23 protein-coding genes are annotated in these 26,080 nt (G+C 38.3%); 14 read left to right on the forward strand and 9 right to left on the reverse strand.

Annotated elements, in window-relative coordinates; genetic code table 11:
- Positions 1–107: 107 nt before the first annotated feature.
- Positions 108–641 (reverse strand): VF530 family protein, encoded by a 534-nt coding sequence (locus DBO93_RS05785; RefSeq protein ID WP_108455478.1) that lies wholly within the window; start codon positions 639–641, stop codon positions 108–110.
- Positions 642–817: 176 nt separating this feature from the next.
- Here DBO93_RS05785 and DBO93_RS05790 point away from each other — a divergent pair, with 176 nt between their 5' ends.
- Together DBO93_RS05790 and DBO93_RS05795 are read left to right on the forward strand one after the other, a co-directional pair.
- A complete protein-coding gene (locus DBO93_RS05790) occupies positions 818–1,381 on the forward strand; it encodes a DUF2780 domain-containing protein (protein ID WP_108455479.1) in 564 nt (187 codons plus the stop codon).
- A gap of 417 nt (positions 1,382–1,798) precedes the next feature.
- A complete protein-coding gene (locus DBO93_RS05795; RefSeq protein WP_108455480.1) occupies positions 1,799–2,254 on the forward strand; it encodes a hypothetical protein in 456 nt (151 codons plus the stop codon).
- Between the two features lie 132 nt (positions 2,255–2,386).
- On the opposite strand, the gene DBO93_RS05800 is transcribed toward DBO93_RS05795, so the two are convergent.
- The 4 genes from DBO93_RS05800 to DBO93_RS05815 form a co-directional block, all read right to left on the reverse strand.
- Positions 2,387–2,806, reverse strand: a complete 420-nt coding sequence (locus tag DBO93_RS05800; protein ID WP_108455481.1) for a Replicative DNA helicase — start codon at positions 2,804–2,806, stop codon at positions 2,387–2,389.
- 184 nt (positions 2,807–2,990) lie between these two features.
- Positions 2,991–3,185: a helix-turn-helix transcriptional regulator gene (locus DBO93_RS05805; RefSeq protein WP_108455482.1), complete on the reverse strand. Its 195-nt coding sequence runs from the start codon at positions 3,183–3,185 to the stop codon at positions 2,991–2,993.
- Positions 3,182–3,595, reverse strand: a complete 414-nt coding sequence (locus DBO93_RS05810) for a hypothetical protein (protein WP_108455483.1) — start codon at positions 3,593–3,595, stop codon at positions 3,182–3,184. The genes DBO93_RS05805 and DBO93_RS05810 overlap by 4 nt, the downstream gene beginning before the upstream one ends.
- Positions 3,596–3,788: 193 nt before the next feature.
- Positions 3,789–4,877 (reverse strand): AraC family transcriptional regulator, encoded by a 1,089-nt coding sequence (locus DBO93_RS05815; RefSeq protein ID WP_108455484.1) that lies wholly within the window; start codon positions 4,875–4,877, stop codon positions 3,789–3,791.
- Positions 4,878–4,995: 118 nt separating this feature from the next.
- Here DBO93_RS05815 and DBO93_RS05820 point away from each other — a divergent pair, with 118 nt between their 5' ends.
- The 3 genes from DBO93_RS05820 to DBO93_RS05830 all read left to right on the forward strand — a co-directional run bounded on the left by DBO93_RS05820 (position 4,996) and on the right by DBO93_RS05830 (position 9,824).
- Positions 4,996–6,588 carry an FAD-binding oxidoreductase gene (locus DBO93_RS05820; RefSeq protein WP_108455485.1) on the forward strand — a complete coding sequence of 531 codons (1,593 nt, stop codon included), beginning with the start codon at positions 4,996–4,998 and terminating at the stop codon, positions 6,586–6,588.
- A 66-nt stretch (positions 6,589–6,654) separates the two neighbouring features.
- The gene (locus DBO93_RS05825; protein WP_204100655.1) at positions 6,655–8,400 is read left to right on the forward strand and encodes a glycerol-3-phosphate dehydrogenase/oxidase; all 1,746 of its coding nucleotides are present in this window, start codon (positions 6,655–6,657) and stop codon (positions 8,398–8,400) included.
- Complete coding sequence (locus tag DBO93_RS05830) at positions 8,397–9,824, forward strand: FGGY-family carbohydrate kinase (protein ID WP_343215946.1); 1,428 nt, start codon at positions 8,397–8,399, stop codon at positions 9,822–9,824. The genes DBO93_RS05825 and DBO93_RS05830 overlap by 4 nt, the downstream gene beginning before the upstream one ends.
- 257 nt (positions 9,825–10,081) lie before the next feature.
- Here the strand turns inward: DBO93_RS05830 and DBO93_RS05835 are convergent, their stop codons facing one another.
- Positions 10,082–10,618, reverse strand: coding sequence for a TetR/AcrR family transcriptional regulator (locus tag DBO93_RS05835; RefSeq protein WP_162533733.1), 537 nt, complete (start codon positions 10,616–10,618; stop codon positions 10,082–10,084).
- 161 nt (positions 10,619–10,779) lie between these two features.
- Here DBO93_RS05835 and DBO93_RS05840 point away from each other — a divergent pair, with 161 nt between their 5' ends.
- Complete coding sequence (locus DBO93_RS05840; RefSeq protein ID WP_108455487.1) at positions 10,780–11,214, forward strand: VOC family protein; 435 nt, start codon at positions 10,780–10,782, stop codon at positions 11,212–11,214.
- 9 nt (positions 11,215–11,223) lie between these two features.
- On the forward strand, positions 11,224–12,144 hold the full coding sequence (locus tag DBO93_RS05845; RefSeq protein ID WP_108455488.1) for a pyridoxamine 5'-phosphate oxidase family protein: 921 nt from the start codon (positions 11,224–11,226) through the stop codon (positions 12,142–12,144).
- 161 nt (positions 12,145–12,305) lie between these two features.
- Here DBO93_RS05845 and DBO93_RS05850 read toward each other — a convergent pair whose 3' ends face one another.
- Positions 12,306–12,578 (reverse strand): VOC family protein, encoded by a 273-nt coding sequence (locus DBO93_RS05850; RefSeq protein ID WP_204100656.1) that lies wholly within the window; start codon positions 12,576–12,578, stop codon positions 12,306–12,308.
- Positions 12,579–12,787: 209 nt separating this feature from the next.
- Here DBO93_RS05850 and sbcD point away from each other — a divergent pair, with 209 nt between their 5' ends.
- Entirely contained in the window at positions 12,788–14,137 is a 1,350-nt protein-coding gene (gene sbcD, locus DBO93_RS05855) for an exonuclease subunit SbcD (RefSeq protein WP_108455489.1), read from the forward strand.
- Positions 14,137–18,081, forward strand: coding sequence for an AAA family ATPase (locus tag DBO93_RS05860; protein ID WP_108455490.1), 3,945 nt, complete (start codon positions 14,137–14,139; stop codon positions 18,079–18,081). The genes sbcD and DBO93_RS05860 overlap by 1 nt, the downstream gene beginning before the upstream one ends.
- Here the strand turns inward: DBO93_RS05860 and DBO93_RS05865 are convergent.
- On the reverse strand, positions 18,041–18,901 hold the full coding sequence (locus tag DBO93_RS05865) for a transporter substrate-binding domain-containing protein (protein WP_108455491.1): 861 nt from the start codon (positions 18,899–18,901) through the stop codon (positions 18,041–18,043). The genes DBO93_RS05860 and DBO93_RS05865 overlap by 41 nt on opposite strands.
- 392 nt (positions 18,902–19,293) lie before the next feature.
- Here DBO93_RS05865 and DBO93_RS05870 point away from each other — a divergent pair, with 392 nt between their 5' ends.
- On the forward strand, positions 19,294–20,133 hold the full coding sequence (locus tag DBO93_RS05870; protein WP_108455492.1) for an HDOD domain-containing protein: 840 nt from the start codon (positions 19,294–19,296) through the stop codon (positions 20,131–20,133).
- A gap of 303 nt (positions 20,134–20,436) precedes the next feature.
- Positions 20,437–20,604 (forward strand): hypothetical protein, encoded by a 168-nt coding sequence (locus DBO93_RS18765; protein WP_198946910.1) that lies wholly within the window; start codon positions 20,437–20,439, stop codon positions 20,602–20,604.
- Positions 20,605–20,616: 12 nt separating this feature from the next.
- On the opposite strand, the gene DBO93_RS05875 is transcribed toward DBO93_RS18765, so the two are convergent.
- Complete coding sequence (locus DBO93_RS05875; protein WP_108457766.1) at positions 20,617–21,366, reverse strand: MBL fold metallo-hydrolase; 750 nt, start codon at positions 21,364–21,366, stop codon at positions 20,617–20,619.
- 240 nt (positions 21,367–21,606) lie between these two features.
- On the opposite strand from DBO93_RS05875, the gene DBO93_RS05880 reads away from it, so the two are divergent.
- The 3 genes from DBO93_RS05880 to DBO93_RS18770 all read left to right on the forward strand — a co-directional run bounded on the left by DBO93_RS05880 (position 21,607) and on the right by DBO93_RS18770 (position 26,001).
- Positions 21,607–22,494 (forward strand): DMT family transporter, encoded by an 888-nt coding sequence (locus DBO93_RS05880; protein ID WP_108455493.1) that lies wholly within the window; start codon positions 21,607–21,609, stop codon positions 22,492–22,494.
- Between the two features lie 257 nt (positions 22,495–22,751).
- Entirely contained in the window at positions 22,752–23,246 is a 495-nt protein-coding gene (locus DBO93_RS05885; RefSeq protein WP_108455494.1) for a peptidylprolyl isomerase, read from the forward strand.
- Positions 23,247–23,661: 415 nt separating this feature from the next.
- On the forward strand, positions 23,662–26,001 hold the full coding sequence (locus DBO93_RS18770) for a DUF1566 domain-containing protein (RefSeq protein WP_204100657.1): 2,340 nt from the start codon (positions 23,662–23,664) through the stop codon (positions 25,999–26,001).
- The last annotated feature ends 79 nt before the right edge of the window (positions 26,002–26,080 follow it).

The raw sequence follows: 26,080 nt of genomic DNA on the forward strand, positions 1-26,080 counted from the left end.
ATTAAATTGAACATAGATTGAGACTAAAAAACCCTAAATTGCGCAAGCACTTTAGGGTTTTTAGTTATGAAAAGTTAAGAGAAGCTAAAATTAATTAGTCATTAAGCTTATCGAGGAGCGTCAGCATATGGGTCAAATGGTTTGTTTTCATTTGAGCTACTTTTTGAGCTACTTTTTGCACTGCGCTCATCATTACCACTTGTGCTAGCATTACTACTATTACTGCGACTATGCTCAGGTTTATAAGCCTTTTTATGTTCAGGTTTAGAACGATGAGTTTCTTTAAAACTGTCTTTACTTAAAGGAATAATAGCTTCGCCACGCACTAATACTTTTGGCTTTTTCGGCTTTGAATTTAAGGTAACTACTCGTTTTCTAGGGGGTATTTCGAATTCGTCATCACCGGGCTCAGGTAGGTTTTTATAATCGTATAAATAAAAACGCTCCAACTTTTCTCTTGCCCATTCAGTTTTACGCAGAAATTTTAAGCTAGAAGTCAGGCTTGGATTACTTTTAAAGCAATTAATTCGTGTGTACTCAGCCAAAATATCAAAGCCATAATGAGTCACTAACTCGTTTAATAGCGTGTCTAATTTTAAACCGTGTAAAGGGTTATTTAATTGTTCGTTTTCTTGGCTCATGGTTGACTTATTTTGACTGACATTACTTGATATTATACACCTAAATGCTTGGGTTATAAGCGTTGATTTTGTGCAATCACAACGTGCAGCTAAATTTAGCAGTACATATCCAGAAGTTAAATGCTGTATAATTGCCGCAATACATAGAAACTATTTGATAATAACGGATGTTCCAAATGAAAAAATTGATCGTGCTTTTAACTATTTCTACTTTAAGCACTTCGGCTATAGCTGAAGAAACAAGCTGGTTTGATAGCTTAAAAAGTCTTGTCGGTTTAGGTGAAACTACAGAACAAACAGTAGATGCTCCTGCACCAACTCAACAAAACACAGCAGGTTTAGTTGATATGTTAACAAGCTCATTAGATGTTAATGCTGATCAAGCTGCTGGCGGCATGGGGTCTATTTTTAACTATGTTAAAGAGAATGTTTCAGCCGAGCAATTTAGTACACTTGCCAAGTCTATTCCTGGCGTAGAGGGTCTAGTTGGTCAAATGCCGGATATCAGTCAACTCAACTCTGGTTCTAGCGAAGGTTTTGGTGGATTACTTGATAAAGCTTCACAATATAGCGATTCTTTAAAGTCTGTAAACGACATTAAAAAGCAATTTGAAGCATTAGGATTAAAACCTGAAATGATCACAAGCTTTATTTCTACTGCACAAAGTTATTTAGATACAGAGCAAGGTCAGCAAGCGAAACAAATATTAACTGATGGCTTAAGTAAATTTATTGGTTAATCTATAGATTAAACTTATAGGTTAAAGCTATGACTACTTATTTAAATTAAGTAGTGAATGATATCTTTTTCAGCATGTTGAGCACTATCGAGTTATTAATTTTACTTGATAGTGCTTTTTATTTTGTGGCCATAACCTATTGCTTATCGTTAAAACCTTCCTTGTTTAAGATACAATAAAAGATCTTTCAATATATAATTTGTATACTACTTTATGGCACCTAACTGTCATAATAACCTAATGTTACCAGACGAAAATTCATCCAAATCCATCGTTTAATCTGTTCAATACTTTCATTATCTTTTCATTATTATTTAATCATCATTTAATGTTTCAATCGCGTTAATCTGGAGTTGAACTGATTTCGACCTATTGTTAAGTTAAGCCATTAATAATAACAATATATAATTGAATTTTATGAAAAAATATATAATCGCTTTATCGTTTGTTTCTTTGGTTAGTTCGTCGGGTGAGTTTGAAACAGCTGTTGGCTTAGGGCATCAATACGGCAGTATTTTAGGTGCACAATTTGGCTATAAAACAGAACTTACTAAGTATTATGCTTCATTAGGCTATGTCGGTTTTGCTGTTGGGTTTCAAACTACATTGAGTGAAAATTCAAACCATGCCTATGGTGTTGTTGCCGGAATAGAAGCATGGGAAAGTGATCATGGATTTGTCTTCGCAACATACGATTATCATTTTAGTGGATTCTCTAACCCAGGGTTTGTTGTAGGGACGGGCTTTGGTTTCACACGAGGAGAAGGAGCGTTTGATATTTTTGATGATGGGCTTATTCAAAATACAAGAAATGAGCGACGAAAAGAAGAGATAAAGGCTAGTTTTACTTTGAGTATTGGCTATAAGTTTTAGACTTAATATTTTTATATAAACACTTTCAACGTTATTACTAGCTCATTGGGTTAATATCTTAACTATGCTTTTAACAAGCTATAGTTAAGATATAACAAGGATATTATTCTTAGCGTTAAAGCGAGCAGACCGCTAAGTACTTTGTAACTCTTCTAATAGCTCACTAATTTCGGCTTTTAATTCTTTATCTGCAATTTTGTTACTGTTGATTTTAGCGCTTTCTAAATGCAAAATTGCACTTGTTTTGTCACCTAATTCTACTTGCAGTGAAGCGATGGCAAAAGCTATAGATGACAGAAAGTCTTTGGAATTTATCGCTTGTGCCTTTACGAGTGCTTTTTCATAAAGTGTAATGGCTAGTGCTAAGTCATCGGTAAAGTCAGCCAGAGTTTCCCACTGTACAGGATGGTCTTTATCGCTGTTCTCGTTATCTTCACAGACTTGTTTTAATTCAAGGTAATATTCATCGAATTTAACTTGATTCTTTCTCACTGATGCTTGTAATAAATCTTTTGCCAACGTATGCACGTGTTTGTAAATTTTTGTATTCATTGATTTACCTTACTTACTATTTTTCATAAAAACATAAAATAGATTATAGAGCTTTTAACAAAACTAAACAGATAATAGTCAGTTAAGTAGAGCAAAACCGAATCAATTGATTCGGTTTTATCTGTTTTGCTGTTAATTGTTGTCAATCAAAGCACGTTAACTGCATCATTAAGTGCTTTAACCACTATGCTTCATCTTGAAAGATATCTTCTATGGTTAATTTAAATAACCTGGCCGCTTTAAAAGCTAATGGCAAACTAGGATCAAACTTACCTTTTTCAATAGCATTAATGGTTTGTCGCGAAACCTCTAATGCCTCGGCAAGTTGCGCTTGTGTCCAATTTTTGTCTGCGCGCAATACTTTCAGTCTATTTTTCATCGGTATTTACTCTGACCAACAAAGGTTGCCACTAAATAAGTTATGCCCATAAAAATAACTAAATGCGAAATTTCTGCGTGGTAACTTATTAAGTTTAATACGTCTAAATTAGAGTAAGTTAGTCCGACGATTAAACTCAAACCTAAGGTTATCCCCATAGCATTGAGTTGAATTCGCTGCTGCATTTCATCTAAGCCTTTTAGATGCTTTATATTGGCTAAAACCATTTTAAAACCTAAGGCTAAGTTTAACGTTACAGCTAGAATCGATAAGGGAATATTGAAATCCCAAATAAAGCTAGGCCCGAAATTTGTTAGTGCCATAGTCAAAACCCACATAGCTGTCCAAAAGCTTAGCTTTGTAGTATTACTTTTATTCTTTTGTTGCCACGATGTTTTATTGCTGGTCATTACTTTAGCTCCATGTCGTGTTTACATTACTTTAAGTCAAGCTTACTTTACATTCATTAATGTAGGGTAAGCTTTATTTAATGTCAAGCTTGCTTTACTTATTCTCTGGTGGTTTTTATTTTTTGTTTCACTTACTGGGGGATGTTAAGTCTTATTCTTCAGGCTTGAGGCTGTTTTAAAATTTAAAAATTGTTTAATTAATTAAGAATTTTTTTCTATAATCACCGGGTGTTTGCTGGGTGATTTTATTAAACCAACGATAGAATGACCTTGGTTCGGTAAAGCCTAACTCGATACTGATTTGATTTAAATTCAAAACATTGTTGGCGAGATATTTTTTCGCCATATCAAGTCGAGTTTCATCGAGTATGCTTTGAAATTTCAAACCTAATACGGCTAAACGACGTTGTAATGTTTTTGCGCTTATACCAAGTTTTTCTGCCATATCTTGTTGATGGAATGTACCGGTTCTTAGCGCTTTTTCTAGCTCCATTTTTAACTGAGTCGTAATATCTACTTCTGTTGTTAGGTTAGAAACTAGTGACTGCGCATGGCTTTCAAGGGTAGTTAATAATTGTTGGTCACCTTTGTTTAACGGCACTGACAATAGGGTTTTATCAAATATAATGGCATTTTCACTTTGTCCGTAGCGGATCAAGCATTTAAAAACCGCTTGATATTCTTGTTGCTGACTAAGTGATGGTTGGTGTCGACTTAAGCGTAGTTCACTGGGATTACTGTCATGACTCACTAAATAACGAGCAAAGGTTAACCAAGAAGCAAGACAATTGTCGACCATATGACGCTTAACATTCGGGTCGGTGAATTGGCAATGCCAACTGATTTTTACTTGCTCGCCCAATGGCGAAAAGGTGGTAATGCCCATATCGCCAACTAACTTTTCAAAAGGCTGGATTTTGCTGATAACTTGCCCTAAGTTTTCACAGTTCATCGATATATAGCCTAAGACACTGTATGAGCCTGGCTGTACATATTTTGCAGTATGTAAACCAAATAAGTCATCATTAGATTGTATAAGTAATGCCGCGATCAGCTGTTGAAAAAGTTGTCCACTAATATGCTGACTGTTATCAGATAAAAGCTTTTTATCTAATTTTATAGTTTGGCAAATAGTGTCAATATCTAGTTTTTGCTCGACAGCTAATTGTAAATACTGATTGATGGCAGCCACAGATGCTTGGCCGAGATCGTTATCTAAGCCTGCATCAACTTGCTTTTCTGGTAGCTTGTTATTGACTGATAAGTGACTAAAATTGCTCATTGATGCCTACTGTCTATAGTTTTGTCCAAATATGTCACCTTGACTGTCTTTTTAGGACATTTCATCACTATACACTTGGTTTATTATAATGCGTAATAAAATATAAAAGGGCTATAAAATGAGACGTTGGAATGGCTGGGGGGATGAAAATACCTCAATGGATTTACCACAATCGGCAGGAGAGTTTTTAAGCAAAGTTATCGGGGCAGGACATCGTCTTAATGACATTGATTTAGCTGAGGTGATAAACACAGTACCGGCATCTCGTTTACCCGAGCACGCATTAGTTTCTGTTAATGCTGAACAACGTGTACGCCATGCTAAAGGACAGTCGTTGCCTGATTGGTTAGCCATGCATAGCGGGGAAATTAACTGTTTTCCAGATGGCGTTTGTTTTCCTGAAAATAAACAAGATGTTAAAGATATTCTCACCTATGCGAAAGCACATAAAGTTGAATTAATTCCCTACGGCGGCGGTACAAGTGTTGCCGGGCATATCAATCCAAAACAATCTCAACGGCCCGTTCTGACGGTGAATATGGGCCGGATGAATCAATTACTGCATTTAGATGAACAAAGCCAAATTGCCACTTTTGGTGCTGGTACTCCTGGCCCTATGGTTGAAGCTCAGTTATTGGCTCGTGGTTATACCTTAGGGCATTTCCCGCAATCGTTTGAACTGTCAACGCTAGGAGGTTGGGTTGCAAGTCGTTCAAGTGGTCAGCAGTCATTACGTTATGGCCGGATAGAGCAATTATTCGCTGGCGGCAATATGGAAACATTTGACGGCTCGCTTGATGTACCAACATTTCCAGCATCTTCAGCAGGGCCTGATTTACGAGAGATATTGTTAGGATCGGAAGGGCGCTTTGGTATTTTAACCGAAATAAAAGTACGGGTGAGTAAAGTCGCTGATGCTGAGAAGTTCTCGGTGATCTTCTTTAAAAATTGGCAATCGGCAAGTCAATTTTGTCAAACAGCCGTTCAGTCACGCATTGCCTTGTCTATGTTACGAGTGAGTAACGCGGTTGAAACGCAAACGCAATTGAAGCTTGCTGGTCACGAAAGCGCGATAAAATGGTTAGAGCGCTATTTGTCGTTGCGTGGTTGTGCAGACGAAAAGTGCATGCTGACTTTTGGATTAACGGGCACTAAACAGCAAATTTCAGCGAGTAAAAAACAATTAAATCGTGTGATTAAAAAATTCAACGGCGTTAGTACTGGCGAGGTATTAGGTAAGAAATGGCAAGCAAATCGTTTTCGCTCGCCATACTTGCGTGAGGCGTTATGGCTTCAGGGCTATGTGGTTGACACTTTTGAAACGGCAACTGACTGGGGTAATGTTGATAACTTAATGGCGAAAGTTGAATCAACAATGCGCGACGGTTTAAAAGCAGAAAATGAAAAAGTACATGTATTTACTCACCTTTCTCATGTTTACAGTCAAGGTTGTAGTTTATACACCACCTATGTTTATCGAAATGCTAATAGTTATTCAGCGACACTTGCGCGTTGGAAAAAACTCAAGCATCAGGCAAGTCTGAGCATAGTGAATAATGGCGGCACGATTAGTCACCAACATGGTGTTGGCAAAGATCATGCGCCATATTTGTCGGTAGAAAAAGGTGAACTGGGTATGAAAGTATTAGTAAACCTTGCTGAACATTTTGATGCTGAACAGCAACTAAATCCCGGCACGTTATTGGAATAAGGATCAACTAGGGGCAGAAATTGCCCGTTTGCTCCCCGTTTAGCTTTAATGCAAGTAATTACCGATATGAGTAAGGTAATTAAGCTTAATGAAACGTTTAAAAGAGAGATTAATAACCATGACAATAACGATGATCTTAAATTGACTATTGCTAAGCTCAACAGCCATGTTTTGATGACGCGTAAAGAACGTATCGCCGATATTGCCGATGTTACAGCTTGGGATATGGTAATTATTGGCGGCGGTATTACCGGCGCGGGTATTTTAAAACTAGCCTGTCAAATGGGACTGAAGGTGTTGTTGTTAGAGCAAAAAGACTTCGCTTGGGGCAGTTCAAGTCGTTCCTCTAAAATGGTCCATGGCGGTTTACGTTATATGGCACAAGGACAAGTGGCATTAACTCGAGAGTCAGTTTTTGAGCGCCAACGGTTATTAAAAGAAGGTCAGCCTTTAGTCACTAAACAAAGTTTTGTATTAAGCCATTATAAAAAAGCTTTTCCAGGCCCGTGGTTATTTAATCGCTTATTGTCTTGTTATGATTTTATCGCTGGCGAGAAGCAGCATAAGTTTTGGCCCAAGTCCTCTTATTTATCCTTGGCGCCACAGGTCGCCGAACATGATTTACTCGGTGGAACGCAGTTTTTTGATGCACTAACCGAAGACGCTCGGTTGGTGCAACGCTTGATACAAGAGTCATTGCAACTTGGTGGACAGGCACTAAATTATGCCCAAGTATCAACACTTGATATCAACGCGGAAGACAATCAATTATTAGTTTTACTTGAAGACCAAAAGCAGCGATTAATCATTAATGCCAAAGTGGTGGTGAATGCTTGTGGCGCTTGGACTAACTTGTTACAGATTAATCAGGATAAGCAAGCTAACATTAGTAAAAAACCACCGGTAAATATGCGGCCATTACGCGGTAGTCACTTAGTCATAGCCAACTGGCGTTTACCAGTTGCCAGTGTTATTTCTGTTCAACATGCTCAAGATAAGCGACCAGTACAAATATATCCATGGCAAAATGTCACCATAGTGGGCACGACCGATGTTGAGCATCATGATGATATGGCTTTAGAAGCTAAAATAAGTCAGTCAGAATTTGATTATTTATTAGCGACTATAGAGCAACAATTTCCGCACACGCAGATCACCAAAGACGATATTATTTCTACCTTCGCAGGCGTTCGACCTGTTACCACAACAAATGATTCATTAGCGCCATCGAAAGAGAAACGTGATCACCATATTGCAAAGCATCAAGGGGTTTTCACGGTTACTGGCGGCAAACTAACCACGTTTAGATTGATTGCACAACAAGTGCTGACCATGGTTTGTCAGCAGTTAACTGTTAACGACAAAACAAACGCATTAGTGTTAACTGACGCACTCAATATTGCGAGTCAGCAACCTATTTTATCGCAATACACAGGCGCTGAATCATTAGCTTTTAGTCATGATATTGAGCAGCAGATACTGGCTTGCTATGGTGAGTTAAGTGCTGCGTTTGTTCATGCCAGTGAAAAAACTGACTGTCAGCCAATACGCTATAGTCGGCATTTATGGGCAGAGTTAGTTTGGTCGGTGAAATTTGAACAAGTACAACATTTGGATGATTTATTATTGCGCCGCACTCGATTAGGCAACGTATTGCCAGAGGGCGCTCGTGACTTAATACCTCAAGTTAAAGCACTCTGCTCTCCCTACTTAACGTGGAGCGAAAAGAAGTGGCAAGAAGAAATTAGACGGTATTTAGCTCTGTGGCAATGTTCGTACAGTTTGCCGCAAGGTGAAACTTCATCAATATGAGTAAAGATATGAACGAAAGTAGCGAGACAAAAAACACAGAAAAGCACAACAGTGATTTGATCTTGACCATAGATAACGGCACGCAGAGTGTTCGTGCTTTGCTTTTTGATCTCAAAGGTAATTTGTTGGCTAAAAGCCGTATTGAACTTGACGCTTATTTTTCTAAAAATCCGGGATGGGCTGAACAAAATGCCGATTATTTTTGGCAAATGTTAGGCCAGTGTTGCCAGCAACTCTGGCAGCAAAATGAGGTTATTGAAAATGGTTATCGTGAAAGGGTAACTGCCGTTACAGTCACCACTCAGCGTGGCACGGTAATTAACTTAGACAAAAATGGCCAAGCCTTAAGGCCAGCTATACTTTGGCTTGACCAACGCTTATGTCAAGATAATCAAGCCATGCCTTGGTATTGGCGCTTGGCATTTTTCCTGATAGGTCAAAGCAAAGTTGTCGATTATTTTCGTCGTAAATCACAAGCGAATTGGCTTGAACAACATGAACCCGATGTCTGGAAAAATACAGACAAGTTCTTACTACTCTCGGGGTTTTTAACCCATCGGTTAACCGGGCAGTTTAAAGACTCAGTGGGCAGTATTGTTGGCTATTTTCCCTTTGATTATAGAAAACAAAATTGGGCCAAAACATGGGACTGGAAGTGGCATGCTTTACCCGTAAAACGTTCAATGCTACCAAGTTTGGTAAAGCCGGGTGAAGTACTGGGGGCAATCACTCGTGATGCCGCCGCCCATACGGGGTTAAAAGTGGGGACAGCATTAATTGCCTCAGCGTCTGATAAGGCGTGTGAAGTGCTGGGCTCAGGTTGTATTAGCCCAGAAATGGCAAGTTTAAGTTATGGCACAACAGCAACCATTAATACCAATAACGTTAAGTATGTAGAACCCCAAGCCTTTATTCCGGCTTATCCTTCAGCCATTCCTGATCATTTTAATAGTGAGGTGATGATCTATCGCGGTTTTTGGATGGTCAATTGGTTTAAGCAAGAATTTGGTCAAAATGAAATTGATAAAGCACAAACCTTAGGTGTTAGTGCGGAGAGTTTATTTGATCAGCTAGTTGCGCAAGTGCCACCAGGCTCAATGGGATTAATGTTACAACCTTATTGGTCACCAGGGCTAAAAAACCTTGAAGCAAAAGGCGCGATTATCGGCTTTGGTGACGTACATACTCGTGCTCATATTTACCGCTCAATTTTAGAAGGGCTAGCGTATGCCTTACGAGAAGGTAAAGAGAATTTAGAAAAACGGCAAAAATGCAAAATTAAGCGCTTAATTGTGTCCGGCGGTGGCTCGCAGTCTGATGCCGCTTTACAGTTGACCGCTGACATTTTTAATTTACCTGCACATCGTCCGCATACTTTTGAAACCTCAGGTTTAGGGGCTGCTATTAATGCAGCGGTCGGATAGGGCTATTTTGCCAATTATCAACAAGCTACAACGGCAATGACACGTATCGAGCAAACTTTTTTACCCAATCAAGCCAATGTTCAGCTGTATAACAAATTGTATCAACAAGTTTATCGAAAAATGTATCGACAACTGAAACCCATTTACCAAAGTATTAAAAAAATAACCGGTTATCCAGAATAATAAAACATCCAGGTTGGTTTTACGTTTAATTTGACGCTTTATTCATCGCTTTATTTATCGAGAATTCATTCACTTTAATGAATAAAATGTTGCGCCATTTTTTTAGCCATTAACGCGGATTGTTTCATACCTCGGGTATGCGCCATCACTATTGCTCCTTCAACTAATAAGCCTATTTGATTTGCTATTTCAGTATTCTTTTCAGGTAATTGTGTTGCAATTAAATCAACGACAGTTTGTTTATGAAAAGCGGTATACTTATTAATTGGATCATTAACATCAGTATACTCAGCACTGGCGTTAATAAAATTACAACCAAAAAATGCTGTGCTATTAAACCATTCATCTAAGCTGTCAAACACGGCTAATGCTCCCGAAGTTCCCTTCGTATTTGCCTGAACTATTTTCGTGTTCAATGCAGTGAGTACTTGCTCATGACGCTGTTGCAATGCCGCTAAAATCAAATCATCTTTGCTGCGAAAATGTTTATACAAAGTCGCTTTTGATACTTTAGATTGCGCCAGAATTAAATCGATACCGGTGGCGTGATATCCATGTTGATTAAACAATGCTAATGCGGTGTCGATCAAATGTTGTTTTCTTGGTTGCATATAATTTGCCATTAGTGCTTTTGTTAAATTATAACAATTTTAAACTTGACGTAAACAGTTCTGTTCACCTATAGTGGGTAGACAGACTTGTTCACCTGTATTTGGCAGATGTTCATTTTAATTTTCATACATGCTTTAAAAAGCAAATAAGGTTACTTACCATGTGCAATACAGAAAATAATCTCGGCTCTGAAACAACAGCTATCACGACTTTAGGCATTCATCACCTCGGGCTTAGCGTGCCGAATATCAAAGAAACTGCGGCTTTTTTTATTGAACAATTAGATTTTAATGTTGTGGGCGAAAAGCCAGATTATCCAGCAATTTTTGTTTCAGACGGTACGGTTATGTTAACGCTCTGGCAGGTTAACGATGTAAGCAAGATGATAACCTTTGATCGTAAAAACAATATCGGTTTACATCATTTCGCGCTTAAGGTAGCTAATTTAGAACAATTACAGCAGCTGTTTGAAAAATTGTCTCAGCTTGACAGTGTCGAGATTGAATTTGCTCCCGAGCCATTAGGTGAACTACCAATTCATCATATGATGTGCCTGATCCCAGGCGGCATTCGACTTGAATTAATTACTGCCTAAGGAAAGACAATGGCTAATGATCTGTTAAATATTTGGCATCAAGGAGAGTTAGCCGTCCAACAAAAGGCTGGTACAGATAAGCGTATGGCTGAAATAGGTGGTAAGTTCATTCGTGAATTTATGCCTCTACAACATCGAGAATTTTTTCAATCTTTGTCGATGATTTTTATTGGCTATAGTGATTATTATTCTGGTATTAATGCTGGGATATTTTTCGGCGCCTTAAACTTTATTCAGTCACCAAGTGCAAGCGAATTGGTGATCAATACGCAATATTCGCTCGGTAATATGAGCAAGGAAGATCTTAATATTGGTGACAGCGTTGGCTTACTTGGTATTGAATTTAATACCAAAAGGCGTAATCGTATTAACGGTATTATTACGGATATTAGCCAAAAGAGCATCAGAATTAAGGTATTACAAAGCTATGGAAATTGCCCCAAATATATCCAAACCAAAACATTTATAGGCAATGTTGACTACGGTGAGTTTACCTCAACGATAGCAACACAACTTAATGATACGCACCGAGCCATAATATCAAATGCTGATACCTTTTTTATTGCGAGTAGCTTTAATGACGGCCAAAACTTGAATAACCGTGGTATCGATATTTCTCATCGCGGTGGCGATAGTGGTTTTGTGACCATTAATGCACAAGGACAATTATTGGTTGATGATTATCGTGGTAATGGCTTTTTTAATACCTTAGGAAATTTGTTTAATAACCCTAGCGCTTGTTTATTATTTTGCGATTGGCATCGAGGCCATGCCATACAAATAAATGTTACGAGCGAAACTATATGGAATGCTGATAACGAAGACGAAGGGACAACAGGCGCTGAACGCACTTTGTGCTTTACACCGATAAAAGTCACTTTATTGATGAATGCATTAGCTCAACGACAAAAAGAAGATGAGATAATTTAAAGCCATTCAGCATGATTACATGGCTTTGTTATCAGCGTACTCTTTATAAAAATACTAATGTTTTCGCTATGGCGTATTACTATGCAGTGCAATACGGTTGCCTTCCGAGTCATGAATAATAGCGCGAAAACCATGGCCACCCATGGATATTTTATCTTCTACTAGCCGACCCCGTGCATTTCTGATTGCTTGATAGCATCATCGAGTCGGCCATTGACATTAAAATAAATTAGCGGACCTGAAGTAAATATTTGCTCTGGAGGCGAGGGCACTAAACAACCAGAAACATTGGTATCTGCATGCGGTAATATGCCAAAGGTAAAGTGCTCAAACTCTTCTTTTTTAACTTCACCGTTAAGTAAAGCGCTATAAAACTCAATGGCGCGGGTTAAATCTATGACGGGAATATCCACCCAAACAATTTGATTTTCCATATGGCTTTCCTCTGTTGTTAATTTACATAACCTAAACACTTGATAAGCTTAATGTGTGCTCCAAAATAAATTTTTTATATATTGGCAGTATAGTTGATGATTTTAGATAACTATATTTCTCAGCTTTATCAATTGCCCAGTAGTAAGCTAGCCATAGAGTCGGTAGAATAATTACTTTGATTTTTATGACTTTGGCGTGCACGTACATTATGCGAATTATTCACACATCCGACTGGCATTTAGGCCAACATTTTTACGGCAAAAGTCGAGCACGTGAACATCAACAATTCTTGAATTGGTTAATCGAGCAATCTCAAGTACAACAGATTGATGCCATTATTGTTGCAGGTGATATTTTTGATACCGGCACACCGCCAAGTTATGCCCGCGAAATGTACTTTGATTTTATTGCTAAGCTGCACCAAACATGCTGTCAATTAGTGGTGCTAGCAGGGAATCATGACTCGGTTGCTATGCTGGGTGAATCACAAAAATTACTGCAGCAATTATCAACAAGGGTTATTTCTGCGGTAAGCGATAATATCGCAGAGCAAGTATTTGTTCTTGAAAGCCTAAAAACTGATCAACAAGCGGTGATCTGCGCTATTCCTTTTATTAGGGCACGCGATATTGTCAAAAGCTATGCTGGGCAATCGGCCAGTGAGAAACAACGTTCGTTACAACAAGCCATAACGAGCCATTATCAAAGCTTATTTGCCCATGCACAGACCTTGTCAGTTGAAAATCAAGCTACAGATACTCGCTTACCCATTATTGCCACCGGACACTTAACCACGATTGGTGCATCGGTTAGCGAGTCAGTACGTGATATTTATATTGGTACTTTAGAAGCCTTCCCTGCCAGCGAATTTCCCGCAGCCGACTATATCGCTTTAGGCCATATTCATCGCCCACAAAAAGTCACTAAAAGTGAGCATATTCGCTATAGTGGCTCACCTATCGCATTAAGTTTTGATGAAGCGAATACACAAAAAAGTATTGTTATTGCCGAATTTAAAGATGGCAAACTCAGCGATGTAGAGTTAACTCATGTGCCATGCTTTCAACCTTTGGCGATGGTAAAAACTCAGCTAGATACATTATCGGAAGATATTGCTGGCGTTGCTAAAACACAAAGTACTGAACCAGTGAACGCCAAAGATGCAAGTAACACGGCAGATATTGCAGAAAAAATCTGGCTCGATATCGAAATTGAAAGCGTGGAATACTTACAAGATTTAACCGCACGTATTGAGCAAATAGTCGCTGAGTTACCCGTGGAAGTGCTACTCGTTAGGCGCAGTAAAAAATCCCGTCAGCAAATGCCCAGTCATGAGAAAAAAATAACCTTAAGCGAGCTTAGTGTGCAAGACGTTTTCGATGCACGCATGGAGATAGAGCCTTGGGAAACTAATGAGCAGCAAGCACGTAAAGTGCGATTAAATAGTTTGTACCTCGAAATAGCAGAGCAAACCCAACTTGCCAGCGCTGCAAAGCCTTCTCTAGATAAAAATAGCACCATAGATAATAGCTCTGATACTAAAGCGGAGCAGAAATAATGAAAATATTATCACTACGCTTTGAAAACATTAATTCCCTAAAAGGTCATTGGAAAATAGATTTTACCCAATCGCCTTTCGACACCAGTGCTTTGTTTGCCATTGTTGGCCCGACCGGTGCGGGTAAAACGACAATACTCGACGCCATGTGTTTGGCGCTCTACCATCAAACACCACGCTTAACGATATCAGACAAGCAAAACCAATTAATGACCCGCCATACTACGAGCTGTTTGGCTGAAGTTGAATTTGAGGTGAAAGGTCAAGCGTATCGTGCTTTTTGGAGTCAACGTCGAGCTAAAAACAGTGTTGAAGGTAACTTACAAAAACCGACCGCAGAATTAGCGAAAATAACGCCAAACGGTGACGTTAACCTTGACGATACTGATGAAAAATCCGCAGGAGAAGCGGACGTTATTGCTACTAAAGTTTCAGATATTCGAAATGAAATTGCTCGCATCACTGGCTTAGACTTTTCTCGTTTTAGAAAGTCGATGATGTTATCGCAAGGGGAGTTTGCCGCTTTTTTAAATGCTCCGGCGAATGAACGCGCCGATTTATTAGAAGAGCTGACCGGTAGTGAAATTTATGGTGACATTTCTAAAGCGGTGTTTGAACAGCACAAAGACGCGAGTAATGAATTAAAGCTACTACAAGCGAAAAACTCAGGCCTGCAGTTATTAACGCCTGAGCAGCAACAAGTTATTGATAACGAACTAGAAAAAGTTAGCGCACAACAACAACCATTTGAAGCGCAGATAACGCATTGGCAGCATATTCGACATTGGTTAGTGAATGTTCAGCAAGCCAATAAGCAAAAATTACACGCCGAGCAACAAGAACAAAGCGCGCAGCAAAAGCATAGCGAGCATGAGACTCAATTACGCGCTTTAGCATTGTCAGAGCCTGCGGAAAACTTACGCGCTGAATATCAGCAACTCAATCATGTGAATCAACAACTTACTGAGCTTAATGAGCAGGCTAAAGTTCTTGAGCAAGATGCGAAACAAAGTGCAGATCAAGTTGGTGTCGCAGAGCAAGCACTAGCCGAGTTTTCATTAGCCCATGATGGGTTTGTCAAAGAGCAACAAGCGACAGAACAATTAATTGTTGAACAAGTACTGCCATTAGATAGCAAAATCTCTCAGCTCACGGAGCAACAAAGTCAACAGGTTAGTCGCTTAACAAGCGCGAGTGAAGTAGCGCAACAAGCAAAAAAAGAAGCCGAGCAACTGTTGAGCCAACAGCAAATTCAGCAAGAGAAAATAGAGCAAGCCAAAGCATTTATCGGGCAGCAAGAGCACTTGGCACCATTGCCTGAGCATTTACCATTATGGCGCAATATGCATGCGCAAATGGTTAATGAGAAACAATTGAGTTTTGAGTTACTGGCGCAAGATGTAACGCTACAAAAGCAAGCTGAAGCATTAACTCATACGATGGCTGAAGATGAACAAAAATTTGCCACGCTTGATACTGAATTTAAGCAGCAGCAAGTACTGCTCGCTTCGAAAGAAAGTGCGATAAGTGAGTTATTAGCACAACACCAATGTGAAAGTGAACAGGCGCTTAGTCAGCAGTTGCATAATATGCAGTCGATGGTTACTGAACAAGCGCAAGTTATGCAAAATGCCAGACGTTACCAAACGTTAGCAACAGAATTAAAAGATATTGATAAAACGCTGAATGACGATAATCAGCAATTAGCTAGTATAGTCGAGCAATTACAGCCATTAAGATCACAATATAAACAGCAAAAAGTGCAATTGACTGATGTGCAATTAATTGTTGAACAACAAAAAACGATTATGTCGTTAAGTGAACATCGAGCAAACTTAAAAACGGACCAAGCTTGTCCGTTATGCGGCTCACAGCAACATCCTGCTATTGGTGATTATCAGGCGCTTAGTGCTAACAACGGTGATGAAAATGAGCAACAAAGCCGATTAAAGCAATTAACCTTGGCTTTAGATCAGCTTGAACAGCAAGGGAAAACCTTGTCGTCTGCGCAAGACCGATTAAAAGAAAAGCTTAATTTTGTTGGCGAAAACCAAGCCGTAAAACAACAAGAACAACAATATTTAGCGCAGCAATGGCTTACACAACGCACGTTATTAGCGCTTGATGTTGAGCTATCTGAATTTGCGCAAATAGAAGCAAATATTCAGGCTCGTCAACAACATTTTGAGCAACTCAATAATGCCAATAGCCAACTACAGCAATTAAAGCAGGCTCAGCAACAGCAAGTAACATTACTGACCGGGCAAGAAAAACAGCTGTTAACTTTGTCTAATCAGAGCCAAAATCAAACGTTACAACTTAAGCAATTTAGACAACAAGCTGAGCAAAACAAGCAAAGCCTGATGCTTAAATTAACGCAAATATCGCAAGAGTGGCAAAAGTTAAGCACGTTTATGCAAGCGAGTCACCTGACTCTGCCTGATTGTTTTACTGTTTTTAATCAAGTAGATATAGATGCGACACAAACTGATGCTGCACAAGATAAATTTAATGCTTTAGTACAACTGCAGCAAGCATGGATAAATGAACTTGAGCAGCAAAGTAGCGCTTATCAAACGGCATTAAGCGCCGTTAGCATTGATAACGAACAACTACAACAATTGCAGCAACAACGGGCAATAGTCGATAACAACGTTGAGCAGTTAAATACTTCTGAGCAAAGCTTAAAAACAGAGTTGAATGCGTTAGAACAGCAACTTACTGAAGAAAAAATTAAACGTCATAGCTTATTTGGTGAACAAAATACTCAGCAAGTGCGTCAACAATTAAAGCAACAGCAACAAGCGCAAGAACAAGCATTGCTTGGGCATCAAAATGTACTTAACGAGCAGAAAAACTTACAACAAAATGTCGCGGGTAAATTACATGGCAATGTTGAGGCGATCAATCGCTTAACGCCGCAGCAACAGTCAGCTAATCAAGTTTGGCAAACGCAGCTCGCTGACAGTGAGTTCGCAACCGAAGCTGATTTTAAAGCCGCGCTATTGACCTTAGAGCAACGTAAAGCTTTAAAAGAAATACAACAAACAATTGAACAGCAAGTACAGCAAGCCAAGGCGCAATTGCAGCAAGCACAACAACAATTATTACAACTTGAGCAAGATAAAGCGCTGCTGCAAGAACAAAGTCATCAATTGGTTGATGCGTTGCAAAGTAATGAGAGCAGTGCAGCAGAGAGTCATGATGAAATACTGAAAGATTTATTGTTCACACAGCGAGTTGAGATAAATGATCAGCTAGATATTGCCACTTTTGATAATAAAGCTGTGATTTGTGCACAAATATTAAAACAATTACAAGTTCGTCAAGGGCAGTTAAGTCAGCAAGTAAGCCAAGATAAACAGCAACGTGAAGAGCAAAAAAGCGTACTCGCAAACATTGTTAATCAACAAGCTGAACTAGACGATCTTTCGCATCTTAATGGCTTAATTGGCGCTAAAGATGGAGCTAAGTTTAGACGCTTCGCGCAAGGCTTAACGTTGTCGCATTTAGTCTATCTAGCCAACCAACAACTTAATCGTTTACACGGCCGCTATCAATTACAGCGTCAACAGTCAGATAATTTAGCGTTAGAAGTACTTGATACTTGGCAAGCGGATAGTGTGCGAGACACTAAAACCTTATCAGGTGGTGAAAGCTTTTTAGTCAGTTTAGCGCTCGCTTTAGCGTTATCTGATTTAGTCAGTGCTAAAACCAGTATTGATTCACTATTTTTGGATGAAGGTTTTGGCACTTTAGATAACGACACCCTAGAAATTGCCTTATCAGCCCTTGATTCATTAAATGCTAGTGGCAAAATGATTGGCGTGATCAGTCATGTTGATGCCTTGAAAAAGCGTATTGATGTGCAAATTGAAGTGAAAAAACACAGTGGTTTAGGGGTCAGTGAATTAGCTGATTGTTATCGCTATCTCGACAATTAAGTTTATGGGTTGTATCGCCGCGCTTTGTCGGCATAAATTTCGATTCTAAGTTTACAGTTGATAAGGACTCGATATTTTCTGTTGTTATTTGATATTTTTTTGCTGTATTTTCCATAAAACCGTTGTTTTTAAGCTGCTTCAGTGAAAGTTCAAGTTTCGGGATTAACTCGGCGTGTTTTTTATTCAGGTAAGTAAAAAGATGAAATGAATCTACCGCCGGTTTATGTATCATTAATTTACTGCGTAATTCTGGTGATTGGTCTAACAGGCTATTTGCCACAGAGGAAAACATAATGGCAGAATTTACTCGTTTGTTCGCGACCATTTTTAATACATTAGTATTGGAAGAAACTGCAATACGATTTTCTGGATTAAGATGCTTTCTAACCGTTTTTGAGCCGCGTAAAAAGGCAACACTTCCTTGGTTGACTGTTGTCCATGTAATCGGCTGATCGATGTTTTTATTCGCTAAGGTAATCATGACAATTTCTGTTAATACCAGAGGCTCATTAACCAGTAAATAATTTGAGCTATCAATATCTGAGATCTCTTTAAAGTTTATCACACGAGAAAGATCGCCATCAATACGACCACTATTGACTTGCGAGATAACTCTATTACCTGGTATTTGAATGGTTTGCACTTTAATTGAGTAAGGCTTTAGCGCTTCTTGAATCAATTCATGTAAATATAAGCTTAAAGGAGGCGGAGTATGTGTAGCAAAGACTAACTTTTCTCCTGCTAATGTAGGCAAGGAAGTCAATATCATCATAAAGACAACAACAGAGTTGAAAAAAATCTTTATGTTTAGGTACTTCATATATCCCTATCCTCAAATAGTGATGTTCTTTCAATCATACTGCTTAATTTTTTACTGTGAGTTTTGAGTGATAAATTTAGTTGCTAGATAACTGCTAATGTAATTGAAATATAAAAATTACCGTACACGCTAGATATACATAATTTACAGTTTTCGCAGCTAATGTTTATAGGCTAACTTTTTAACTGGGAGCAGCGTTAAAAATATCGCTTCGAACTAGTGGTTAATAATTTATAAAAATAATACTCATCAAACAAAGTTCAGTAACAAAACTATTTTGGCACTAGATATAGTTTTTGGCAAATATTGTGTTCAGTACATTTTATAAGTACATTAAGTGGCAGAGACAAACCGTTTATTTTTAAGCTTAAATACTTCAAAAGGAGCACAAAATGCTAACGACAGCACTACAGTATGCAGAAAAAGCTGAAAAACTCTGTGTTTTACCTGATGTTTATTTACGATTGCAAGAGATGATGGATGACGAGCAATCTACTTTAGCCGATATCGCTGGAATTATAGCGTTAGATCCTGCTTTAACATCTAAGTTGCTAAAAGTCGCTAATAGCGCGTTATTCAATTTTCCGCGTGAAATAGGCACTATTTCAAAAGCACTAGCTGTTTTGGGGATAAATGAAGTACGCAATTTAATTAATACTTATGGTGTTACTTCCGCTTTTGCAACGATTGATACCAGTATTATTGATATGGACAGGTTTTGGGAAGTGAGTGTCGATTGTGCTTTATTGTGTAAATACTTAGCCCAGAAAAAAAACATTAAAAATGCGAAAGGTTTATTTGTTTCTGGACTGTTACATAACATTGGCGAACTAGTCGTTATGCAAACGGATCCAAAGAAAGCGCAATATTGTCAAGATTATGATAAAAATGAAACGCCATGGCAGCGACAACAAGATGTTTTTGGTTTTACTTATGCTGATTGTAGTGCTGAATTATTAAACTTATGGCAATTACCTCAAAGCATAATCTCTCCCATTGAACAGTATCATCAAGCGTATAGTGAAGATAAAGATGAAGCTATTTCATTGCTCTATATCTGTACTCGATTGGCTTTATTAAATTCACACCCTGGTATGTATTCAAAAAAATCATTTGTTGGTCAACATATTATGGACGATTTAGGCATTACTTTTGATGACTTAGATGAAGCGGTAAATTTTTGTAATATTGAGGGTATGTCAATTTTGTCAGCGTTATCATTAAAAGCGTAGTTGCTAAGATAGTGCGATAATTAGTTAACAATTAATAAAATAAAAAGTTTACTTTATTAATTGTTAACGATATAGTGCAGGCGTTAATTATTCCCATCTAGTCTATTTAACCGATTATTTATAAAATCGTGTTTGCCTTTCCTTTTCACAGTTAGTCATCACCTAATTTATTAAGCTTAAATTATTGTCTGATTTTTCGAGTGTATCTCGTTAAAAAGTTGTTATTTTTCAAATAAAAAAGTTCCACTACACAATAATATAGCTTTTGTTCATGCGCTTTAGCGCACATTAAAAGAGTTTATTATGTCTTATACATACCAAGGTACGATCTATTCGATCGCATCACCGATTCAATCTATTTCTGTTAACAAAAATAATGTTGCAGTTACGGATAAAAACGGTACAAAACTAATTTCATTTACTAATGTAAATGAGTCAAAATCATTCTTAGCTTGGGTTTACCAAAGCTAAGAAACACCTACTTTAGCGGTTAAATAATACCCGTTTAAGCTTTGTTTTAACTGAACGCCAATGTGTAACAGGCTTGGTTGGCGCCAACGCTATCAAATGCTGCCATTGTTGTTCAGTTAATTGAACCTTTCCTCCATGTGCCAAAAGTACAGATTCTATATTTAATGCTCTAATCTTTAGTAAAGATTGAAGGTATCGTTTAGGATAAAAAACTGGGTAGGGTGGAATAAAAGCTCCGCGCACTTTTACCATTAAGTCGGCAACATAAATTTGATTACTTGCTTTATGGTGTAATGATATATCTCTGTCAGTATGGCCTTGAGTGAAATGTACCTGCCAATCTTCAAATCCAGGTAAAACTGATTGATCACTAAGATAAAAGTCAGGCGTTAGCTTGCTTGAGTAATAGAGGTGTTTTTTAGCTTTTTTCTGGCGACCCGCTACCCATAACGTTAATAGAATGTCGGTTAAGTGCATTAGTTTACCGTCAACACCTGAATACCACTGCCCAGGCACATTGGCTGCTGCTACCTTACTGCCATATTTTTTACGTAACAAATTCGCAGCACCAGCATGATCAGGGTGCATGTGTGTGACTACAATTAAGGCAATATCTGACATAGGTCGATTAAGGGTATTGTTTACAAAATCTTCTATAATGGCAATGTCAGCACGGCAGCAACCATCAAGTAATAAAAGTTTATCAGCGTACTCAGCTAGATAAAAATTTTGAATATATCCATTTAAGCAATGCAGTTTAATCATAAAAGGTACTTTAACGAGTGAGTAATGATTAAAATACCTTGTTATTGTTAAAACCTCAACAGGTAAGACCAGAGTTAGCTGATATGCGATGTCGTTATTCACGCTGTCAATAAGCCAATTGTTAAGTTTTATATTGCAATAGTTCATCTAGCCATTAAATAGTCCATATCATTCATAGTTTTTAGCCTTAGCAAATCATACAATAATGCTTCTAAACTATTGTTATTGGGATTTTTCTTGGAACTTTGGATTTACTTCACTTTACTTGCTGCTTTCATGCAGGCAATACGAACAGCAGGACAAAAGCAACTTACCCAACACCTCAATGCTATGGCAACAACAGGGGTGAGGTACATTTACGCTCTGCCTTTTGCATGGCTATATTTGTGGTGGGTTGCAGATTATCGTGCACTAGAGATACCTTCTTTAAACACACAATTCTTACAATACGCACTAATTGCCTGTGTTATGCAAATTATTGGAACGGTATGTTTAGTGGCAGCATTTAAGTATCGAAATTTTGCGGTAGCAACGAGCTTGGCTAAAACTGAAGCTATTCAGGTCGCTGTTGTTGGTGCTTTACTATTTTCAGCTAGTTTAAGTTATATGGGCTGGTTTTCAGTCATTATTGGTGTGGTTGGTATTTTGTTAGTCTCGAAAGTAAAGTTTACTTTTAAAGATGTACTGCAAAACCCCGGAGCAGGTTTTGGTTTAGCGTCAGGTTTGGGTTTAGCTATTACAACACTGCTTGTGCGAGAGTCTAGCTTGGCATTAAATAGCGACTTATTATTGAGCGCTGCTGTTACCTTAACTTTTATGATCACTGTGCAGTCTTTCATTTCCATCATCTACGTTTATTGCCAAGATAAGCAACAGATTACGAATATGTTTAACCAATGGCGTTTATGTTTATTTGTTGGTTTAACTAGTGTTATTGGCTCGATAGGTTGGTTTACTGCTATGAGTTTTCAACAGGCGGCTTATGTTAAGGCGTTAGGTCAAGTCGAGTTTTTTATTACCTTGTTTATAACATACCGTATTTTCAAAGAAAAAATATCGGCCACTGAATACTTAGGTATGTTGTTAATCGTGATAAGTGTTTTGGTGCTATTGCTGTGGGCATAGCTTTAAGCATAACTTTGCGCATAACTTTAAATATAACTTTGGCCATAGGTTTGAGCATAGATTTGCGTCTAATCTAATACATAACTGGAGGGATATAAGGCTTGGATTTTTCGTTCAGGCTTAATTAAATTCATCAAGAGGATAATTCTTAATTCAATTGGTATCACTATTTTGTTAAACTCTCGCGCAAAGACTCATGCACCATTTTCGCCATATAAATTTGGCACATTAACACTAATTACTAGCTTGGAAATAAAATGAAAATTACCGATAAAACCGTTGTTCAGTTTCATTACGTACTTAAAGATGAAGCCGGTGTTGAAATAGAAAACTCTTATGAAGGTAACCCTTTAGCCTACCTTCACGGTTACAAAAATATGTTAGTGGGTGTAGAAAATGCATTAGTAGGCAAAGAAACTGGCGATAAGTTTTCAGTAACTTTACAACCTGAAGAAGCATACGGCGAACGCCAAGAAGATGCCATTCAACGTGTGCCGGTAAAGCATATGCAAGGCTTACCTACGCCAAGTGCTAAATGGAAAGCAGGTATGACAGCTGTGGTAAATACAGATGGCGGTCAACGCCAAGTAACTGTTGTTAAAGCGGGTAAATTTATGGTGACTGTTGATATTAACCCACCACTAGCAGGTAAAGTGTTAACTTTTGATTTAGAAGTTGCAGATGTACGTGAAGCAACGTCTGAAGAAGTTGAACATGGTCATGCACATGGTGCAGGCGGACATCAGCACTAATTAGATAATGAGTGAAAACATAAAATAAACCGGCTTTAAGTCGGTTATTTTATGCGTAAAGTTAAAATTATACTTGTGCTCTAAAGTCGGCACTATTGGCATTTTAATTTGAAGTGTATAGATAAACGATGATATTGATGTGGAGTATGCTTGCTTAAAGCTTCCGTTTCGATCTAAAACTTCAATGACCGCTTTGGTGCAGGTGCCAGACACTAAAATGTTAGTGGCTACTTAATTCTTTAATATCGCTACAGCTAGTTAACCACCTTTCGAACACTTTTTTCACTTCAACTTTTGCGTACATTAGCGGCTTTCACAGGCGTAAAGTTTTGTAAATTACCTGAAAGTACACAAATTGATTTGTATAGTGACCTCGATATTCAACATTATTCTTTCAATGAAGGTTAGGTTTACTATGATAAAAGTTATCATCGCGTTAGTGTTATCAGGTTTTACTTTTCTACAAGTGGCTAACGCTGCTGATCAACTTACTGCAACCATTATTGGCTCTGGCTCGCCTATTTATAATGAAAAACGTGCCAGTGCTAGCACCTTAATTTCAGCAGGTAATACACATATTTTAGTTGATATGGGTAATGGTACACAGGCTAATTTGAATAAATTAGGGGTTGACCCTCGGAACTTAACAGCATTAGTTTTTACTCATCATCACCTTGATCATAACGAAGAGTTTGTACCTATGTTTATTCGTTCGCTGTTAGGGCGGGGTACCTTTTCTATTATTGGACCTCCTAATACCGTTAAGTTTACTGAAGCAAATTTAACATTGTATGACGAAGATATTTCATATCGCTTAAGCAAAACTCAACGCACGGTTGCTGAAAGGCAAAAAGCCTTTGAAGTAAAAGATTTAACCGGTGGAGAGTCATTTAAGATTGGCGATATTATTGTCACCACCTTGAAGGTACCACATACCATTTATACCCTTGCTTATCGCTTTGACTATCATGATCAATCTGTTGTTATTACAGGTGATCTTACTTATTCCGATGAGTTACCAATGCTTGCTAAAAATGCCGACTTTATGATTATTGATTCGGGTGGCATGATTATGAAAGATGGGCGTCGCAAGAGTAACAATAAAAACAAAAAAGGCAGTAAAGCGACTAAAAATGGTAGCAATAACAAAAGCAGGGTGTCGAAAGGTCATGCGCACCTTAACTTAGCAGATTCTAGCCGTATGGCTGACAAAGCTAACGTAAAAAATTTAGTTTATACACACTTTAATTCGACTACCGTTGATACTGTTGCCAGTTTGGAAGAAATTAAAAAGAATTACCGCGGTAATGTTATTTTTTCTGAAGACTTAATGGTGCTCACAAAAGCTATTGCTTCGAACTCGAACTTAACTTCAATAACGCACAATGTCACTAGCAGTTATGCCATTGTTGATACAGGACAGAGGCTAGCTTATAGCAACAATGATGTTATTTCATTACCCACTGCTAGCGAAAAGTTTTTCGGACAAGATGCTAGTTTTATTATTAATGCGCCGTCTTATACCGACAATCGTGATGGCACTATTACCGATAACATTACTGGCTTGACTTGGCAAAAAGAGATGGGTGATAAGTTAACTTTTGAAGCGGCAAAAAAACAAGTTCAGGAGATAAGGTTAGCAGGTTATAGCGACTGGCGTTTACCAACAATTAAAGAGCTTTATTCGTTAATTCAATTTTCAGGTAGTGTGAAAGGAGACAAAGCCCTTTATCCGTTTATTGATACCACCTACTTTAACCAACCTATTGGTGATACTCACTCTGGAGAGCGAGAAATTGACGCGCAAACTTGGTCGAGTACTGAATATGTCGGTAAAACCATGAGCAATGACGATACGGTTTTTGGTGTGAATTTTGTTGATGGTCGTATTAAGGGGTATCCAAAATATAACCCGCGTACGAATGACGCTAATAAAATGTATTTTAGGTTAGTAAGAGGCAACACCGACTACGGTAAAAATAATTTTGTAGATAATGGCGATGGAACTGTCTCAGATCGCGCAACCGAATTAATGTGGCAACAAGTAGATAGTAATAATGGGTTAAATTGGCAAGCGGCGTTGCAACACGCACAGCAGTCGACATTAGGTGGTTACAATGACTGGCGCTTACCTAACGCGAAAGAGCTACAAAGCATTGTTGACTATACACGATCACCTGAAACATCAAATTCCGCAGCGATTGATCCTATTTTTAAAGTCTCATTAATTGAGAATGAAGGCGGTGAACAGGATTATCCATACTATTGGAGTTCGACTACTCACCTTGATGGACCAGTCCCAGAAGCAGGTGCTGTTTATATTGCTTTTGGCAAAGCCTTAGGTGAAATGCGAGGTAAAACCATGGACGTGCACGGTGCTGGCGCTCAGCGAAGTGATCCTAAAACCGGAGAGCCAATGTCTAGAGGCCCGCAGGGTGACATGATCAGAGTAGAAAACTATGTACGTTTGGTTAGAGGGGGTAATGTTAATATCGCGACCGGTGAACTCACAGAACTAAGAAGTGAGTATGGCGAGATCAGTTTAGTGCAAAAAAATTCACCTGAAATAAATGCCTTTGAGGCGAAAAGTACGAGCAATAAGTTTATTAACCGCTTCGATAAAAATAGCGATGGTAAAGTTGAATTGTCAGAATTTAAGGCTGGCAAACAGCGCTTTAGCCATTTTGATAAAAATAACGACGGTTACATCAGCCCTGATGAAGCGCCGAGTGGCCCTCCTAAAAAATCGCGTTAAATATAATGTGAGAGGGCTTATAATTTATTCCACTATCAATGGCCATTTACAGAAGAATAAATCTTTGAATTTTCAAAAT

Source organism: Colwellia sp. Arc7-D, from assembly GCF_003061515.1.
Lineage (GTDB): Bacteria > Pseudomonadota > Gammaproteobacteria > Enterobacterales > Alteromonadaceae > Cognaticolwellia.

What these genes read in the sequence shown, in the direction of transcription:
- DBO93_RS05785 (WP_108455478.1), bottom strand. Translation starts at nt 641, where the DNA reads ATGAGCCAAGAAAACGAACAATTAAATAACCCTTTACACGGTTTAAAA.
- DBO93_RS05790 (WP_108455479.1), top strand. Translation starts at nt 818, where the DNA reads ATGAAAAAATTGATCGTGCTTTTAACTATTTCTACTTTAAGCACTTCG.
- DBO93_RS05795 (WP_108455480.1), top strand. Translation starts at nt 1,799, where the DNA reads ATGAAAAAATATATAATCGCTTTATCGTTTGTTTCTTTGGTTAGTTCG.
- DBO93_RS05800 (WP_108455481.1), bottom strand. Translation starts at nt 2,806, where the DNA reads ATGAATACAAAAATTTACAAACACGTGCATACGTTGGCAAAAGATTTA.
- DBO93_RS05805 (WP_108455482.1), bottom strand. Translation starts at nt 3,185, where the DNA reads ATGAAAAATAGACTGAAAGTATTGCGCGCAGACAAAAATTGGACACAA.
- DBO93_RS05810 (WP_108455483.1), bottom strand. Translation starts at nt 3,595, where the DNA reads ATGACCAGCAATAAAACATCGTGGCAACAAAAGAATAAAAGTAATACT.
- DBO93_RS05815 (WP_108455484.1), bottom strand. Translation starts at nt 4,877, where the DNA reads ATGAGCAATTTTAGTCACTTATCAGTCAATAACAAGCTACCAGAAAAG.
- DBO93_RS05820 (WP_108455485.1), top strand. Translation starts at nt 4,996, where the DNA reads ATGAGACGTTGGAATGGCTGGGGGGATGAAAATACCTCAATGGATTTA.
- DBO93_RS05825 (WP_204100655.1), top strand. Translation starts at nt 6,655, where the DNA reads ATGAGTAAGGTAATTAAGCTTAATGAAACGTTTAAAAGAGAGATTAAT.
- DBO93_RS05830 (WP_343215946.1), top strand. Translation starts at nt 8,397, where the DNA reads ATGAGTAAAGATATGAACGAAAGTAGCGAGACAAAAAACACAGAAAAG.
- DBO93_RS05835 (WP_162533733.1), bottom strand. Translation starts at nt 10,618, where the DNA reads ATGCAACCAAGAAAACAACATTTGATCGACACCGCATTAGCATTGTTT.
- DBO93_RS05840 (WP_108455487.1), top strand. Translation starts at nt 10,780, where the DNA reads ATGTGCAATACAGAAAATAATCTCGGCTCTGAAACAACAGCTATCACG.
- DBO93_RS05845 (WP_108455488.1), top strand. Translation starts at nt 11,224, where the DNA reads ATGGCTAATGATCTGTTAAATATTTGGCATCAAGGAGAGTTAGCCGTC.
- DBO93_RS05850 (WP_204100656.1), bottom strand. Translation starts at nt 12,578, where the DNA reads ATGGAAAATCAAATTGTTTGGGTGGATATTCCCGTCATAGATTTAACC.
- sbcD (WP_108455489.1), top strand. Translation starts at nt 12,788, where the DNA reads ATGCGAATTATTCACACATCCGACTGGCATTTAGGCCAACATTTTTAC.
- DBO93_RS05860 (WP_108455490.1), top strand. Translation starts at nt 14,137, where the DNA reads ATGAAAATATTATCACTACGCTTTGAAAACATTAATTCCCTAAAAGGT.
- DBO93_RS05865 (WP_108455491.1), bottom strand. Translation starts at nt 18,901, where the DNA reads ATGAAGTACCTAAACATAAAGATTTTTTTCAACTCTGTTGTTGTCTTT.
- DBO93_RS05870 (WP_108455492.1), top strand. Translation starts at nt 19,294, where the DNA reads ATGCTAACGACAGCACTACAGTATGCAGAAAAAGCTGAAAAACTCTGT.
- DBO93_RS18765 (WP_198946910.1), top strand. Translation starts at nt 20,437, where the DNA reads ATGTCTTATACATACCAAGGTACGATCTATTCGATCGCATCACCGATT.
- DBO93_RS05885 (WP_108455494.1), top strand. Translation starts at nt 22,752, where the DNA reads ATGAAAATTACCGATAAAACCGTTGTTCAGTTTCATTACGTACTTAAA.
- DBO93_RS18770 (WP_204100657.1), top strand. Translation starts at nt 23,662, where the DNA reads ATGATAAAAGTTATCATCGCGTTAGTGTTATCAGGTTTTACTTTTCTA.